Source organism: Psychroflexus torquis ATCC 700755, from assembly GCF_000153485.2.
Classification (GTDB): domain Bacteria; phylum Bacteroidota; class Bacteroidia; order Flavobacteriales; family Flavobacteriaceae; genus Psychroflexus; species Psychroflexus torquis.
Genome location: NC_018721.1, coordinates 2,042,981 through 2,058,256, shown reverse-complemented (window position 1 = coordinate 2,058,256; position 15,276 = coordinate 2,042,981). Strand labels below are relative to the sequence as shown.

The window sequence follows — 15,276 nt, the reverse complement described above, 5'->3', positions numbered from 1 at the left end:
GAAGCCAGCAATAAATTATATACTGTGTTGAACTAATCCTCGTACCTCGGAAGCTTTTTCAGTTAGTTATAAAAATACATTATCTTAATGGATTCACAAAATATCTATAATGATGTATAAAAAAAAAGTAAGATTATTGAGCAAATCGCTTTGAACGGAGTTCCAGAATTTGAGGTATTAGTAGGTAAACTCACACAGAGCTTTGCCATCACTAGTAAAGCAAAAAGCACCTTAAACAATTACTTGCGCTGCCTTGCTTATATAGAAACCACGTTGGTTTATTTGCAGGTGGTTGACCTAGTTAGCTCTGCTAAATTTAGTCCACTGGATACCTTGTTTACAAACTAATGCAACCCAAACATAGAGTAGCAGAGGTATTGAATCTAGAGGTAGATCATCTACAAGAAATAGCCTATACCAGTTGGAATAAAAGAGCTTTGCATGCGATAAGAAAATGCCGCACTAAAGCTCTTGGTGGACATTTAGATTGGTGTATGAATTGCAAGAAGCTCCATTTGCAATTCAATTCCTGTCGCAATAGGCATTGTCCTACTTGCCAAGGGCATAAGCAGCATGAGTGGGTTGCTGCAAGAACGCAAGAACTCCTTCCTGTGCCTTATTTTCATGTTGTTTTTACACTCCCAGACCATCTCAATTCTGTGGCAATACCTTATCCCAAAGTGCTATATAAGATCTTATTTGATAGCGCATGGGAAACCTTATTGCCTTTGGACACAACCCCAAACATCTAGGTGCAAAACTAGGGATGATTGCCGTGCTACATACTTGGGGACAGAATTTGCAATTACACCCACATTTGCACTGTATTGTCCCAGAGGGAGGTGTTTGTGAGGCAGGATTCTGGAAAAGAGGAACAGCAAAAGATGATTTTCTATTTTCAGTAGAGGCGATGAGTGATAAATTTAGAGGTCGTTTTGTGTCCAAATTACGAAAGGCACTTCCCCAATTACCGCAATCTTTATATGATAAGTTGTTTAAAAAAGAGTGGGTGGTGTATGCCAAATCTCCTTTTGGAAAACCAGAACATGTGATTGAATATTTAGGTAGGTACACCCATAAAATAGCGATAAGTAATCACCGTATCTTGTCGATTGATAAAGAAAAAAGGAGGATTACATTTAGTTTAAAAGACTATAGAAAAGGTGGGCAAAAAACCACACTAACACTCTCCACTAAAGAATTTATACGGCGTTTTCAACTCCATATTCTTTCCAAAGGCTTTACCCGAATAAGGCATTATGGGTTTTTGAGCAGCAGTTGGAAAAAAGAGAAGTTGCCGCTATTACAACTGCAATTAAGAGATAAAAACTTGGCACACATATTAACCTTTGCCACTCAAGAGAAGTCCTTACATCGCTGTTGTCCGAGTTGTAAAAAGCAAACCTTGATCACACTTTTTACTTTTGACAGTCGAGGTCCACCAAAGGATTACAAAAAAATTATAAAGAATAAACTGGAATACAAAAATTAAAAAACAGTTCTAAAAAGAGCCTTGACTTACTAGTGCCTAAACTGAAGGAAAATGATAAAAAACAGCAGATTCTCACACAAAAAAAGCATGATCTCCCTAAAAAGTACCTTATTTAGATAAGCAACTGAATAAAAAGGGATGCAAAGCACTCTAAAAACAACCTTCTCCTCTTGTAAGGTTCCTGCCAACTCATCGAATTCCCCCTTATTTAAAAATACCGGATCAGTCAACAAATCATATAGCTTTGGCCTATCGGCAAGCCATATGCTTAGTTATTAGCCTACGTTTTTTATTTGTAGTACTTAAGATTATCTTCAATCGATAGGTCTAATTCAACTTCGTTCTGTTTGTATATTTCAATTACATATTTATGTCTTTCTACTTCCTTTTCATTTTTTAAATATCTTTTGAATTCGGTAAATCCATATTTTAACGTTCCTGACCAAAGTACTGGATTAAAAGCAAAAACATTTCCGTTTGTAGCTATCATTTTAACACCATTACAACCAGATGCGATTAAGTAAGAATTGAAAAGTAATTTATCTAATTTTACTTTATTGATTGGAATTGATTCTTTAAAGCTTAAACCTTTAGATAAGGAATAAACAAAATACGATAATCTAGTTAAAACTTCAATTATTAAAGCAGGTACACTCATTGATAACAAGTGGTTAAAATTATAACCCTTGGCATACATATTTTTAATTAATCTATTAAAAGAAAAACCTTCAACATTTCCTCCTTTTAATCTTAACAATTGAGACATAAAAGGTATTGGTAGTCCAGCTGGTGTAGAAATGTCAGAACATAAATGTCCAAATTGTAAAGCAATTGCTTTAAATAAATTCATACCGATAGCATTATTACTAGAGATACTTTGAGTAATTAAATCTCCAGCATTATCAATTGCAGTAAATTGACCTCTTAAAATATCTCTAATACCATAATAAAATCCTAAAATAGGATCGTGGCCTAATGATTGAATTCTATGTGTTTTAGGGTTTAAACCACTGACATATTCACTTAAATTTTTACTTGAAGATGCATCGTAAGGAACTTTAAATTTTTGTTCTAGTTCAGAAATTTTATCTTGTGAAAATAAATTTTTGATTCTATTGTCAACAGCTTCATTTACTTTTCCTGTATTCTTTAAGTGTAAATTATCCTTAATTTTAGTAACATTTTCTGTGTTTAGGTTTTTATAGTTTGTTACAAAAAAGGCATCTACTAAACCTGCAGAAAGTCCAGTTATCCAGCAAATTATTTTTTCAACATTATCAAGTTCGTACTGAGAAGTTACTTTTTTACTATTTTTAAAATGAGTTTTGTTTAACTCATTAAAACCTTTATCATTTAATGAAATATCATAGTATTTATCTAAACTATTCTGCATATACTTAATTTTGGTATTTTTTTCTCCAATTCTTTAAAAATTCAGATTCTTTCGTATGTACATATTTATCAGCATTAATAATTGTTTCTATTAATTTATCAAAAAATATAATTGTTTGTGATTTGTAACTTTCAGATTTTGTTTCCAAAAATTTATCAATTTCTGTATTTAATTCAGAGAAAGTTATACTAGAATTTATTATTATATTTACCTCATCTTTTATAAATTGAGGTGTAGTTGGATTTTGTTTAATAAAAAGACAAAGTTTATTTAATTCTTCTAATTCTTTTTTATCGATAACACCATCAACTTTACTAACATAAACGCCTATTTTTATTGAAATCAACATTAATTCATCTCTATCTTTTTGTGTTTTTAAAATAGAATTAAATTTTTGTTTAGTTTCATTCTCTCCAGATTTAACGCCTTCGTTAAAATGGTTTTTATTAGCCTGATCTTTTTCTTTGTTTTCTTTATTAGCCATTACAGCTCCTGCAGTTCCACCTGCAATTCCTGCGCCAACTGCAGCTGCGACTGCAGTTCCTCCAAGTGCTGCTGATAGTGAAACTCCAGCTGCAAATAATGAACCTCCTCCTGTAAATGGAGCAGCAGCTATTGCACCAACTCCTACTAATATTCCTCCTAAAATTTTTCCTGTACTCATTTTTCTATAGTTGTGTTTTTAATGTTGGGTAACGTTAAATATATGGCAAGTTGGGCAGAAAATAAGCGATTACTTTCGGTTTACCACAAGCCAAATCTTTTTATTTTGTTTTAATTTTTCTCTTTTAATACCAAATCAAAAGATTTGGCGACTTTGCAAATAGACAACAACCATTGGATTAAGTACTAATCGCCCAATTTGCTATATATAGTGTTAGCTATTGTATTTTAAGCCTAACAGATTTTCAAATAGCTTTTGAGATTGATTAATCAATTTGTCAATTAATTTACTGTTGACTATTACGAAGGTCACTATGTCTTCCTTTTTATCTATAAATTCTTCATATTCACAATCAAAAGAGTCATTGTTTTTTATAAAGTTGACTAATTTTTTATTATCCATTTTAATTATATTACCTGAATGGACTAAATTATTTCTAAGAGATTTACATTGTAAAATATATTCCCATTCGGCATTTATTGAGTTAAAATCAATACTTGAAATTTTTTTTAAATACTCTTTACATTTTAGAAAGTCGTTACTCCCTTTTAAATCAGCAACCATAAAGGTTTGGTTTTTTATGTTTCCTAAATCATTACATAATCTTTTTAACTCTTTTTCAATTACTGAGATAACTTGAGTCAAAAAAGAAACTCTAAAGTTATGGGGAAATAGTCTAGCTATATCATGATACTTTTCAAATTTCTCATAACTTTCTGTACCAATCAAATCTAAATATTTTTCGTATTTTTCACTATCATTCATTTGGTCATTAACGTCAACTTCATTGGTGTTTTCTTCAAGCTCTTTTTTTTGAGTACTTAAGAAAGTTTCAATTAGGTTTTGGTATTTTCTTAAATCTCCAAAAATTATATGATAAAGTGATATGTCGAATTCTTTACGTGTCATTTTATATAATAGCCAACATCCGTATAAACCCTATTCAAATCTTCATTATAGGGTATATATCTATTTAGGACGTTGTTTTATTTTTATCTAAACTAACACTTTCATACATAATATCCAATGGACTTTTTATTGTTTTGTTATTCATCGCTAAAACTCTAGTATAAATTTCTGTGGTTTTTGAGCTATTATGCCCTAAAGCGATCTGGATATGTCTTAAGCTTGTCCGCCGTTCCATAAGGGGTGTGGCAATACTTTGACGTAAAGTGTGTGGGGTGCTCCAAGGGTTTTCGTTGGTGTCTTTACAGCTTTGCGATACATACTTTGATCTTTAGTTGCTTTCATTGTTTTTAGTCATAAATAAATCATCCCTTGATTACCTAAATGAGTTAAAACAAACCTTATAAAACTACTTTTTTAATCATTTAAAGGTAATTAACCGTTAAGAACGGATAGCCTAAAGTTACGTCCTAATGGAGGTTTTGTGAAAAATAAATACGACATAGGTGAAAAAACAACCATTGGCAAATCGGATAAGGTCTTGTGTCCTATTTATTGTAAAAACCACTATCACGAGCATCTGCGATAGGCAGCAAAAAAGAAGCAGTAGAAATTAATGGGGTTTTTAAAACGGAATTATGCCATCCTACTTGAACTCGTGAGTAATACCAATTTGTCCTTCGACTATCCCCTATAATCCAATTTAAGATTATGATGGATAAGTAAAATCAAGTCTAATGCATGGTAATACATCGGTCTTATAGTCTAATTGGACACGACTATTCTAATATAGAGTGATACTTAACTGCACATCCCAATTGGCGCGAATTTCAACTGGCTGTGCTTCGTAGAGGACAGGTTCGGGGTTTACCCTCTTCAGAAAGTTTCCTGTATCCCATTTCCCATTGGCGTTTTTATCATATACCAATCTTATAAAGTAAGACCCCGGCGTAATCAATTTGAAATTAACCGTGGATTTTTCGGTTTCATATACCGTAGATTCAACGTCCCCTTTCTCATTCACCAATTCAACAATAATGGGAAATTCTTCAATATTGGTGATGGTGAGATTGAGATTTCCAAAGTCTGCCAATGCCTTTGTACTGTATCTAAAACTTAAGCTATCATTTTGAGTCTCAAAAAAATCGGCAATAGCACCTGGTAATAAGTCTATTTTATAAGATTGTTTCTCTTCTTTTTCAAATTTGAAAGTCAGTTGATTATACAACGTATCTAGGGCTAATTCAAAATCGATAGCCAAGGAGTCTTGATTGATAAAGCTAATGGAGTCTTTTTCAAAGCTAACTATCGGGGTGTTTGCTTTTAGTTTAAAATCAGTTAGCAATTTGTTCTTTTTAATAGTTACTTCTGAAATTTTTAAAGAGTCTTCTTCAATTTGCTTTGGTCTGATTTCCAATGTATCTATTCGACCTTGATTACTGAAGGTAAACAACAAGCTGTCCTTTTCCAGGTAGGGTTTATACCAATAGTGAATGGTGTCGATGTCTTGATCTTTAAAGTATTTCGCCTTAAAATCTTGAGGCGCCTCAGAAATCAGATCGATTTTATAGTCTTCAAGAGTTCCCTTAAAACCAAATTCAAACTGTTGCTTGGAGACCTGCTTAGGTCTAACCGCTTCAAACTCTAGCTCTTCTTTAAAGACAAGAATATCGTAGAGTTGATCTGAAGGAATTTTAACGGTATCACTTACAAATCCTATTTTATCTTGAGCGGGATCAAATTTATAGTTGTTATTTTTATCGGAGATCGCCACCATTTTATAATTTCCTGGCTTTATATTATCCACACTAAACAAGGAGGTCGAATCTCTAACAAAAGAAATATATCTCGGTTTGCCTTCATAAACAAGAGAATCCGTATAGTTCGAATCTAAAGCATAAAGCATTACAGAAATATTTTCATCAGATATTCTACTGAAAGCATCAAACACATTGCCCTCTACTTGAAGCGAGTCCACATAGTTACCCGTGGAAAACACATATTTAAAATAAGGGAGTTTATTGCCTTCGTTATTATCTTCTATGCTTTTTCCAAAATTAACGGTGTAGGTGGTGTTGCCTTCTAGCGAATCTCTAGGAATATCCAGCCTCACATTTCTACTCGCCTGTCCCATAGGAAAAATGCTAGGACGGGGTTCTATAGGAGGTGAAAAGAAAATTTTCTGACTAGCATCTTCCAATTTCACAAATTCATTGAAATTGATAATAACCTGATTTTTTTTATAATTGGTCGTATAATTTTCTGGGGTGGAATTCACAAATTTTGGTGGATCTAGATCTCTGGGTCCACCATCTGGTCGTCCTCTTTGGGCACAAGAGGAAAGAATAGAAACTAATACAATACACACTGTTAGTCGTGAAAAGTGAACTCTCATTTTCGGGAATTATTTTATACAAAGAAACAATAAAATATAGATTTTATTATTTGGTAATGGCCATCGTTGCAATGTTTAGTTTTATACCCTCAGCCTCATTCAAAGCTAAATAACAGGCTTCTAAGGTGGCTCCAGTAGTTACCAAATCATCCACAAGTAGTATATGTTGACCAGACACCTCTTGCAGATGTTCTGCGTAGAAATTATTACCGATAACTTCAGACCTTGCCATTCGGCTTTTGAATACCTGAGTTTTGGAATTAGAACGTCTTTTTAAGATGGTATCGGTGTACTTTGCAGACAGCTTTTCAGCAATAGCTTTTCCAAAACCTTCTACTTGGTTATAGCCTCTTTCTCTCATCCGCTGTCTATGTAAAGGAACTGGAATAACGACATCAATACTCCTTTGCCAACCTGCTTCAAACAAAATTTCTCCTAACCAACTGCCTAAGTAAAAACTCAGTTCTTTATTGCCCCTATATTTTAGATCGTGAATTAAAGCTTGGATAGGTCCCTTTTTTTCAAAATAGAACAGACTTGCAGCCCGTTCGAGCTGGACCCTGCCGTAAAGGATCTTATGCAAATCGTGATGGCCATCAAAAAAGTTGGCGTAAAGCGGTAATTCATGCCTACAAAACGTACATATAAAGGCTTCCTCTTTCAGTAAGACTTGATCACAGCAGGCACAGAGTTTGGGAAATAATAAGTTTTTAAAGTCCTTAAACATCTGAAGATAAATTAATTGATTAAAGTTAGGGAAAAAATAGTTTCAGAATAAAAAAAGAAGAAGGTAGAACCTCAACATATAAAGTGTCAATAATTTACAGTCGAAAACGCATTATCAAGAAGCGTTTTTTTACTTTTGCGGTATGGCAAAAGAGCAAGACAAATTCAAACACGTAATATCCCATGCTAAGGAGTATGGTTATATATTTTCCTCCAGTGAAATCTATGATGGCTTAAGTGCTGTTTATGATTATGGGCAAAATGGAGTTGAACTCAAAAACAACATTAAAGCCTATTGGTGGAAAAGTATGGTCCACCTTCATGAAGAGATAGTCGGCTTAGATGCTGCAATCCTCATGCATCCCAACACGTGGAAAGCGTCTGGTCACGTAGATGCTTTTAATGATCCTATGATCGATAATAAGGATTCTAAAAAAAGATACCGGGCAGATGTTTTGGTCGAAGACTATGCCGAAAAGATAGAACAAAAGGCACAAAAGGAAATTGCAAAAGCCAAAAAGCGTTTTGGAGATGCTTTCGATGAAGCTGAATTTGTAAGCACTCATCCTAGAGTTGTCAAGTACAGATCTCAATCCAAAGAAATCTTAACGCGATTAGCGACTTCATTAACCAATGAAGATTTAGATGATGTCAAAGCCCTTATCGAAGAACTGGAAATAGCTTGCCCAGTAAGCGGATCTAGAGACTGGACCAAAGTGAGGCAATTCAACTTGATGTTTGGCACCAAGTTGGGCGCTTCTGCAGAATCGGCAACCGATCTCTATTTACGGCCAGAGACCGCCCAAGGAATTTTTGTGAATTTTGCCAATGTCCAAAAATCGGGGAGGCTAAAAATCCCTTTTGGGATTGCCCAAATCGGAAAAGCCTTTAGAAATGAAATAGTCGCTAGACAGTTTATATTTCGCCAGCGGGAATTTGAACAAATGGAAATGCAATATTTTGTTCGTCCTGGAGAAGAACTCAAATGGTTTGAACACTGGAAAGTGTTAAGAACAAAATGGCACCAATCTTTAAATCTTGGTGAAGAGAACTACAGATTCCATGATCACGAAAAGATGGCGCATTATGCCAATGCCGCTACCGATATTGAATTCAATTTTCCTTTTGGCTTTAAGGAATTGGAGGGGATTCACTCAAGAACAGATTTTGACCTTAAAGCGCATGAAAATCTATCTGGAAAAAAACTTCAATTTTTCGACCCAGAGCTTGGTGAAAATTATGTGCCTTATGTCATTGAAACCTCAATAGGTTTAGATAGAATGTTTCTAGCTGTTTTTTCGAGTGCTTTACAAGAGGAAACTCTTAAGGACGGTAGCTCAAGAACGGTATTAAAGCTCCCTTCTATACTTGCCCCCGTAAAAGCGGCTGTGTTTCCACTATTGAAGAAAGATGGCTTACCAGAAATTGCTAAAGAACTTCTTAAGGAGTTGCAATGGGATTTCAATGTTGTTTATGATGAAAAGGATGCTGTAGGGAGACGCTACAGGAGACAAGATGCAGCAGGAACCCCGTTTTGTATTACCGTAGATCATGACACTAAAGAAGATCATTGTGTGACTATTCGCCATCGAGATACGATGGAGCAACAGCGTGTTCCTATGTCTGAAGTAAAAGCTATTATACAAAAAGAGATCAATTTTAAAACGTGGCTAAAGTCTTAAATTTTTGAGTTAAATCATTTATTAACCGGTTATTAACAGGGATAACTCTAGGTTCTCCTTAAATTTGAAACTAATATTAATAAAATATTAATAAAATGGGAAATAAGACAGGAAATACAATTTTAGCACTATTAACCGGTACAGCTCTCGGAGTAGGTTTAGGATTATTGTATGCACCACAAAGTGGAGAAAAAACTAGAAAACAGTTGAGAGATGAAGCAGATCATCTACAAGAAAACTTAAATAAGAAGTATAAAGAAACATCTTCTCATTTGTCTGCTTTTTCTGAAGAAGCAAAAAAAAGCATCGAGGAAAAGTTAGATAAAACTTTTTCTAATGCTAGTACTAAAGCTGACGGAATGCTGAGCAAACTTGAAAGTGAATTGGACCAATTGAAAAAGAAAAATTCTAATCTTCAAGAAGAATTGAAGAATAAATAATCCTTAAAATTTCTTCATGGAGAATCATTTAGGTGATCACTTTGATAACTTATCTCAAGATACCAAGGATGTCATAAAAAATTCTATTGAATTTTACAAGCTTGATCTCTTTAAGAAATCTGCCTTAAGCATAGTCAGTGGAGGACGTTTTATACTTAAAATAGGAATCTTAATTTTAGTACTCTTTTTTGTGTCTTTGGGTTTCGCCTTTTTGATAGGTGATAAATTGGGATCGGTGTCTTATGGATTTTTTGTAGTTGGAGGTTTCTATGGTATAATACTTATTATCGTAAGTATCTTCGGAAAAAAATTATTGGAAAAACCAGTGTTTTCATTCTTAAATAGCCTTTTAAGTTCAGATACTGATTTAGACGAGGAGTTAAAAAAAGGACTTGAAGAAACTGAAACTTCAGACTGATGAAGAAATACAATTCATTTAAGGAAATCGATAAGGATCTAAAGATTCTTAAACTCAAAACTCAAATTAGTAAGCAAAAAGCTAATATTGATTTAGTGTATATCAGGCGTGCTTTTTCGTTCACAAATATTATAGCTGAGTTTATCTCTTATTTTGGCCAGAAAGCTGTTTATGCTAAAATAGGAACTCAGATATTGAGAAAGTTTGGACTATGAGTCTTATACTTATTTAGCATTCAAATGTCGTATAAAATCAGTTTTACCGAAACGAGTTCGACACAGGCTTTTTTGACTTATACCAAATTAGACCTATAATGTCTCAATAAATCGTTTTACCGAAATGAATTCGGCACAGGCTTTTTTCACCTGCTTTTTATTAAAAATAATTACCGTAGCTAAGGCTATGCTAGTTATTTTTGATTTCAATCAATCAAAAAACCTGTACTGAGCCACGTCGAAGTATAATTCAATTTATTCATACGGCATTATAAATATAATTTGGTATTACAAATCGTGATAAAATAGAACCGTAACTAGTGTTATGCTTATATATTTTTCCTCACCTAAGTAAAAAACCTGTGCTGAGTTACGTCGTAGTATAATTTTTAATGCCTCATTTAAAAACTAAATTGGTATGAATAGTTTTAGACATTAAAAAAGGCTTGTGAAATTTTCACAAGCCTTTTTTAATGTCTGTCTACCAAACTTTTATATTTAATCTGGTTTTTCTTGAATCGCTTTGCGATCATTTTGCTTTTTCATCTCATCACCAATCTGGCTAGCGGCGGTAAAAGAAGCAATCATGTCGTTTAGCATATTGCTGCCCGCTTCAGGAGAATTTGGCATAAGGATAAGGTTGGAGTTGGTTTGGCTTCCTATAGATTGAAGGGTATCGTAATGTTGAGTCACCACAATTAATGCTGAAGCTTCCTGAGAGTTAATTCCTACTTTATTAAGTACCTCAACACTTTCCTCGAGACCTCTAGCTATTTCTCTACGTTGATCTGCAATCCCTTGTCCTTGGAGTCGTTTGCTTTCTGCTTCGGCTCTGGCTACAGCAACGATTTTAATTCGCTCTGTTTCACCTTCAAACTCAGCTGCTATTTTTTCTCGTTCTGAGGCATTAATTCGGTTCATAGATGCCTTTACCTTATCATCGGGATCAATGTCTGTGACAAGTGTTCTTATGATGTCGTAACCATAGTCTAGCATAGCATCATTAAGTTCTGACTTTACAGCATTTGCAACATCGTCTTTGCGCACAAAAACATCATCCAATTTCATTTTTGGCACTTCCGCTCGAACCACATCAAAAACATAAGATGTAATTTGAGCACTTGGGCTCTCTAGTTTATAAAAAGCATCGTAAATTCTAGCTCGAGTCACTTGATACTGAACCGACACTTTAAGAATAACAAACACATCATCTTTGGTTTTAGTCTCTATATTGACATCCAGTTGCTGAATTTTAAGATTTATTTTCCCTGCAATACGGTCCACTAATGGAACTTTAAAATGCAGTCCTGAATTCCTTATACTCAAAAATTTCCCGAAGCGTTCCACCAAAGCTGCTGTTTGTTGCTTCACTGTGAAAATTCCACTTATAATGATAAAAAAAACAATTACCACTATAAAAATACCTGCAAATGTTCCCATAATAATTAGTTATAAAATTTATATAAAAATAAACCTTTTCCGACTGCATTGCACCGAAAAACTAAAAGATTAAGCCAATTTCTCAATGGCATAATTCAGTCTATATATACTGTCCTCTTTACCGATGCAAGCAGCGATATGAAAAACATCAGGTCCACTCATAGCCCCTACCAAAGCGAGCCTTAAGGGTTGCATAATTTTACCAAAACTTAGACCTTGGGTGTTGATCCATTCTTTGACTTCACTCTGAACATGGGTTTGAGAAAAATCTTCAATACTTTCCAGCTTTCCGATTAAAGCTCGCATCCATTCTTGTGAATCATTTTTCCAGGCTTTTTTAGCCGATTTCGAATCAAATTCTTTAGGCGATTCAAAGTAAAAAGAAGACAACTCCCAAAATTCTGATACAAACGCAGCTCTTTCCCGTATTTTTTCAACGACTTCCTCCACGTAAGCTTGTTGAACATCTACTCCCTTCTCCTTCAGGATTATTGAAAACTCCTGAACCAATTTGGAGACGGACATCTCTTGCATATAGTGATGCTGAAACCATTCTGTTTTTTCATGATCAAACTTAGCTCCAGATTTATGAACCCTTTCTAGTTCAAAAGATTCTGTAAGCTCTTTTATAGAAAAAAATTCTTTTTCGGTTCCATCATTCCAACCTAGTAAGGCCAACATGTTAACTAAGGTTTCTGGGAAAAATCCTTCCTCGCGATATCCCGAAGAGGTAGCTCCTGTTTTAGGGTCTTTCCATTCTAAAGGAAATACAGGAAACCCAAGTTGGTCTCCATCTCGTTTACTCAATTTTCCTTTTCCACTTGGTTTCAAAATAAGAGGCAAGTGAGCAAATTTTGGAGTCTCCCAACCAAAAGCTTCGTATAAAGAAATGTGAAGGGGTAGTGAAGGTAACCATTCCTCCCCGCGAATTACATGTGTAATTCTCATGAGATGATCATCGACAATATTTGCTAAGTGGTAAGTTGGCAAGCCGTCGCTTTTAAATAGAACCTTATCATCTAGGACTTCAGAATCCACTTCTATAAACCCTCTAATTTCATCATGAATGGAGAGTGTTACAGACGATTTTGTCTTAAAACGAATAACATAGTTCTCCTTGTTATCCAATTTTGTCTGCAGCTCTTCCGCAGAAAGAGTTAAGGAATTATTGAGTTGATTTCTATTTTTTGGTCCGTAACTGAATTTCGTGTGGTCTTGCTCTGCTTCTTTGCGCTTCACCTCCAAGTCTTCAGGAGTGTCAAAGGCGTAGTAAGCATTATTGCTTTGGATCAATTTATCTACATGCTCCACGTAGATTTCCTTGCGATCACTTTGCTTATAAGGCCCACAATTCCCTGGCTTTCCTGGACCTTCATCGTATGGGATTCCACACCATTCCAAAGTTTCTTTAATATACTGCTCTGCACCCTCTACAAATCGGTTTTGGTCGGTGTCTTCAATTCTTAGTAAAAAATCACCTTGGTGTTTTTTAGCAAACAAGTAGTTATACAAAGCAGTTCTTACGCCTCCAATATGAAGTGGCCCTGTTGGACTTGGGGCAAATCTCACTCTTACTTTCGTATCCATCTTCTGTTTTTTTTACAAATATAAAATATATTGATGTTTACAGATAGGAAATAATGGTTTATGAAGCTCACGAGATTAAGAAGTACTTGGTGTATTAAAAAATCGATTATATTTGATAGGTAAACTAGGACTTATGGTGAATATAGACCTCATAAAACATCCAAAATTAGGGTTTATACTGATGCTAGAATAAGTACAAAAAAAACTAATAAATAAAATGAACTCCCAATTCAAAATAAACTAAACCGTAAAATGCTCAATTCTAATGATTAAGAAATTGCTATTTTCTTTGTTTTCAATTTTTCTAGCTTATCAGTCAATAGAATTACTTAATTTATTAATCCATACAAATGCGGCTGAATTTTCTTGGATTGCAATCTTTGGTATTTCACTAGTTCTAAATCTATTTATCACAGGTGTTTTTGCCTTTCTGGGTTTTGTCTATAAAACGAACGCGCTATTGCCGAGCTCGTATTATCAAATTAAAAACTCAAAAAGCTTGACAATTATTTATAGAAGATTAGGCGTAGAATTTTTTAAAACCCTACTTCTTAAAGCTTTTTGGGGTAAAGAGAAAAATAGAAAAAAATATTTTAGTGGTGCAAAAACGGGGATTGAAAATTTTGATTTTCAAACTAGACAATCAGAATTTGGTCACTTAGCCTCTTTAATAGCCGTTTTGATGGTATCTTTTATTTTACTAATAAATGGACATTTAGCCATTTTTATAATCACCACCATAATAAATTTAATCGGTAATCTATATCCCATTATTTTACAGAGAATGCATAGAATTCAGATAGAACGGCTTACAAAACTCTTAGAAAAGAGAAAGTAATTGATAGGATATTTTGGGGATATGGAAATGACCGTTTCCAAAAACACGTGTTTAAGATGCGCTTAGATGTATAAGAAATCAGTTATAATAAATAGGTGCCTAGACTTCTTCTGACTATAAAACATCCAAAATTATGATTTATACTGAAGTTACCGCCAAACAAACCAAGTGCCTAGAATTAAGGTGTTTTTAAGCCCATTTTATAAGAACACAAGTTAGATCAACACAATCTATCGAAAGCGTTTTTAAGAAAGTGACAGTAACCTATAAAAAGACCTTAGTAAAGTATACGCAAAAGTGCTAGTTTGGTAGGGAATAAAACGACATATAATAGATATATACCCAATACTAAAGAGTTAAATAGGGTTTATACGGATGTTGGCGGACATTACGAAAAACAGATGAGATATCCTTTAATAATCCAGTTTTTACTATTAATTATTCTTAAAAGTTGTTCTAACAGCAAATCAGAGCAAAGTAAAGAGGGGGAGTCTTCACCCTCAAATTTTACATTAATCAAAGACGTTGTATACGGTCATGATTTTGGTATGGCACTAACTTTTGATGTTTATGTACCAACAAAACCTAATGGTGCAGGCATAATATTGACTAATAGCGGAGGTTGGACTTCTCCTTTTGACACTTTTAAAATACTTGAAGATGGTCATTATAGATTCGCAACGGATCAAGAAATGACTGAGTCAGATACCTGGCATATTCTAAGTCCAAAACAATTAGTTTCGGAAGGCTTTACTGTTTTTGAAGTAAGGCATGGAAGTCAGCCAAAATTTGTAATGTCAGAATTGGTAACTCATATGAGAAGAGCAGTTTAATACATCAAACAAAATGCTACTGATTTTAAAGTAGATTCTGATAGAATTGGATTACGGGGAGGTAGTGCCAGCAGCCATCTCTCTCTACTCATTGGACTTTCCCCTGAAATACAGTTCCCAGATAATGAGAAAAATAAAAATGACGCTTCGATAGCAGCAATAGTCGTATTTGCTAGTCCTCGCCTACTTCAAAAGGACCTGTAGCTATTGTAACCACTAGAATTTTCTAACCACCTGCTTTTTTGTT

The 15,276-nt window shown here is 34.2% G+C and carries 14 protein-coding genes and 2 pseudogenes; 8 read left to right on the top strand and 8 right to left on the bottom strand.

Translation table 11 applies throughout. The features are described from left to right. Positions 1–347 precede the first annotated feature (347 nt). A pseudogene (locus tag P700755_RS08820) lies at positions 348–1,492 on the top strand (IS91 family transposase). 289 nt (positions 1,493–1,781) lie between these two features. Here P700755_RS08820 and P700755_RS08815 read toward each other — a convergent pair. The 6 genes and pseudogenes from P700755_RS08815 to P700755_RS08795 all read right to left on the bottom strand — a co-directional run bounded on the left by P700755_RS08815 (position 1,782) and on the right by P700755_RS08795 (position 7,577). Further along, complete coding sequence (locus tag P700755_RS08815; protein ID WP_015024329.1) at positions 1,782–2,885, bottom strand: hypothetical protein; 1,104 nt, start codon at positions 2,883–2,885, stop codon at positions 1,782–1,784. Positions 2,886–2,889: 4 nt separating this feature from the next. Further along, the gene (locus P700755_RS08810) at positions 2,890–3,549 is read right to left on the bottom strand and encodes a hypothetical protein (protein WP_015024328.1); all 660 of its coding nucleotides are present in this window, start codon (positions 3,547–3,549) and stop codon (positions 2,890–2,892) included. A 213-nt stretch (positions 3,550–3,762) separates the two neighbouring features. Continuing rightward, complete coding sequence (locus tag P700755_RS08805; protein ID WP_015024327.1) at positions 3,763–4,458, bottom strand: hypothetical protein; 696 nt, start codon at positions 4,456–4,458, stop codon at positions 3,763–3,765. Between the two features lie 64 nt (positions 4,459–4,522). Next, positions 4,523–4,720 (bottom strand): annotated as a pseudogene (locus tag P700755_RS19260) (tyrosine-type recombinase/integrase); the annotation flags it as partial. Positions 4,721–5,239: 519 nt separating this feature from the next. Next, on the bottom strand, positions 5,240–6,850 hold the full coding sequence (locus P700755_RS08800; RefSeq protein WP_015024326.1) for an Ig-like domain-containing protein: 1,611 nt from the start codon (positions 6,848–6,850) through the stop codon (positions 5,240–5,242). A gap of 46 nt (positions 6,851–6,896) precedes the next feature. After that, positions 6,897–7,577: a ComF family protein gene (locus P700755_RS08795; RefSeq protein ID WP_015024325.1), complete on the bottom strand. Its 681-nt coding sequence runs from the start codon at positions 7,575–7,577 to the stop codon at positions 6,897–6,899. Between the two features lie 142 nt (positions 7,578–7,719). Between P700755_RS08795 and P700755_RS08790 the strand changes: the two genes are divergently transcribed. The 4 genes from P700755_RS08790 (at position 7,720) to P700755_RS08775 (ending at position 10,331) form a co-directional block, all read left to right on the top strand. Beyond that, the gene (locus tag P700755_RS08790) at positions 7,720–9,258 is read left to right on the top strand and encodes a glycine--tRNA ligase (RefSeq protein WP_015024324.1); all 1,539 of its coding nucleotides are present in this window, start codon (positions 7,720–7,722) and stop codon (positions 9,256–9,258) included. 95 nt (positions 9,259–9,353) lie between these two features. Then, the gene (locus P700755_RS08785; protein ID WP_015024323.1) at positions 9,354–9,698 is read left to right on the top strand and encodes a YtxH domain-containing protein; all 345 of its coding nucleotides are present in this window, start codon (positions 9,354–9,356) and stop codon (positions 9,696–9,698) included. 16 nt (positions 9,699–9,714) lie between these two features. Further along, positions 9,715–10,116, top strand: coding sequence for a hypothetical protein (locus P700755_RS08780; RefSeq protein WP_015024322.1), 402 nt, complete (start codon positions 9,715–9,717; stop codon positions 10,114–10,116). Further along, entirely contained in the window at positions 10,116–10,331 is a 216-nt protein-coding gene (locus P700755_RS08775) for a DUF6327 family protein (protein ID WP_015024321.1), read from the top strand. Before P700755_RS08780 ends, P700755_RS08775 begins: the two co-directional genes overlap by 1 nt. Positions 10,332–10,829: 498 nt before the next feature. Here P700755_RS08775 and P700755_RS08770 read toward each other — a convergent pair whose 3' ends face one another. Both P700755_RS08770 and gltX read right to left on the bottom strand, forming a co-directional pair. After that, positions 10,830–11,771 (bottom strand): SPFH domain-containing protein, encoded by a 942-nt coding sequence (locus P700755_RS08770; protein WP_015024320.1) that lies wholly within the window; start codon positions 11,769–11,771, stop codon positions 10,830–10,832. Between the two features lie 69 nt (positions 11,772–11,840). After that, positions 11,841–13,358, bottom strand: a complete 1,518-nt coding sequence (gltX, locus tag P700755_RS08765; protein ID WP_015024319.1) for a glutamate--tRNA ligase — start codon at positions 13,356–13,358, stop codon at positions 11,841–11,843. Between the two features lie 265 nt (positions 13,359–13,623). Between gltX and P700755_RS20980 the strand changes: the two genes are divergently transcribed. The 3 genes from P700755_RS20980 to P700755_RS21280 all read left to right on the top strand — a co-directional run bounded on the left by P700755_RS20980 (position 13,624) and on the right by P700755_RS21280 (position 15,233). Further along, a complete protein-coding gene (locus P700755_RS20980) occupies positions 13,624–14,196 on the top strand; it encodes a glycosyl-4,4'-diaponeurosporenoate acyltransferase CrtO family protein (protein WP_015024318.1) in 573 nt (190 codons plus the stop codon). 305 nt (positions 14,197–14,501) lie between these two features. After that, the gene (locus tag P700755_RS08755) at positions 14,502–15,029 is read left to right on the top strand and encodes a hypothetical protein (protein ID WP_015024317.1); all 528 of its coding nucleotides are present in this window, start codon (positions 14,502–14,504) and stop codon (positions 15,027–15,029) included. Between the two features lie 3 nt (positions 15,030–15,032). Then, positions 15,033–15,233, top strand: a complete 201-nt coding sequence (locus P700755_RS21280) for a hypothetical protein (protein WP_425357619.1) — start codon at positions 15,033–15,035, stop codon at positions 15,231–15,233. Positions 15,234–15,276: the final 43 nt, after the last annotated feature.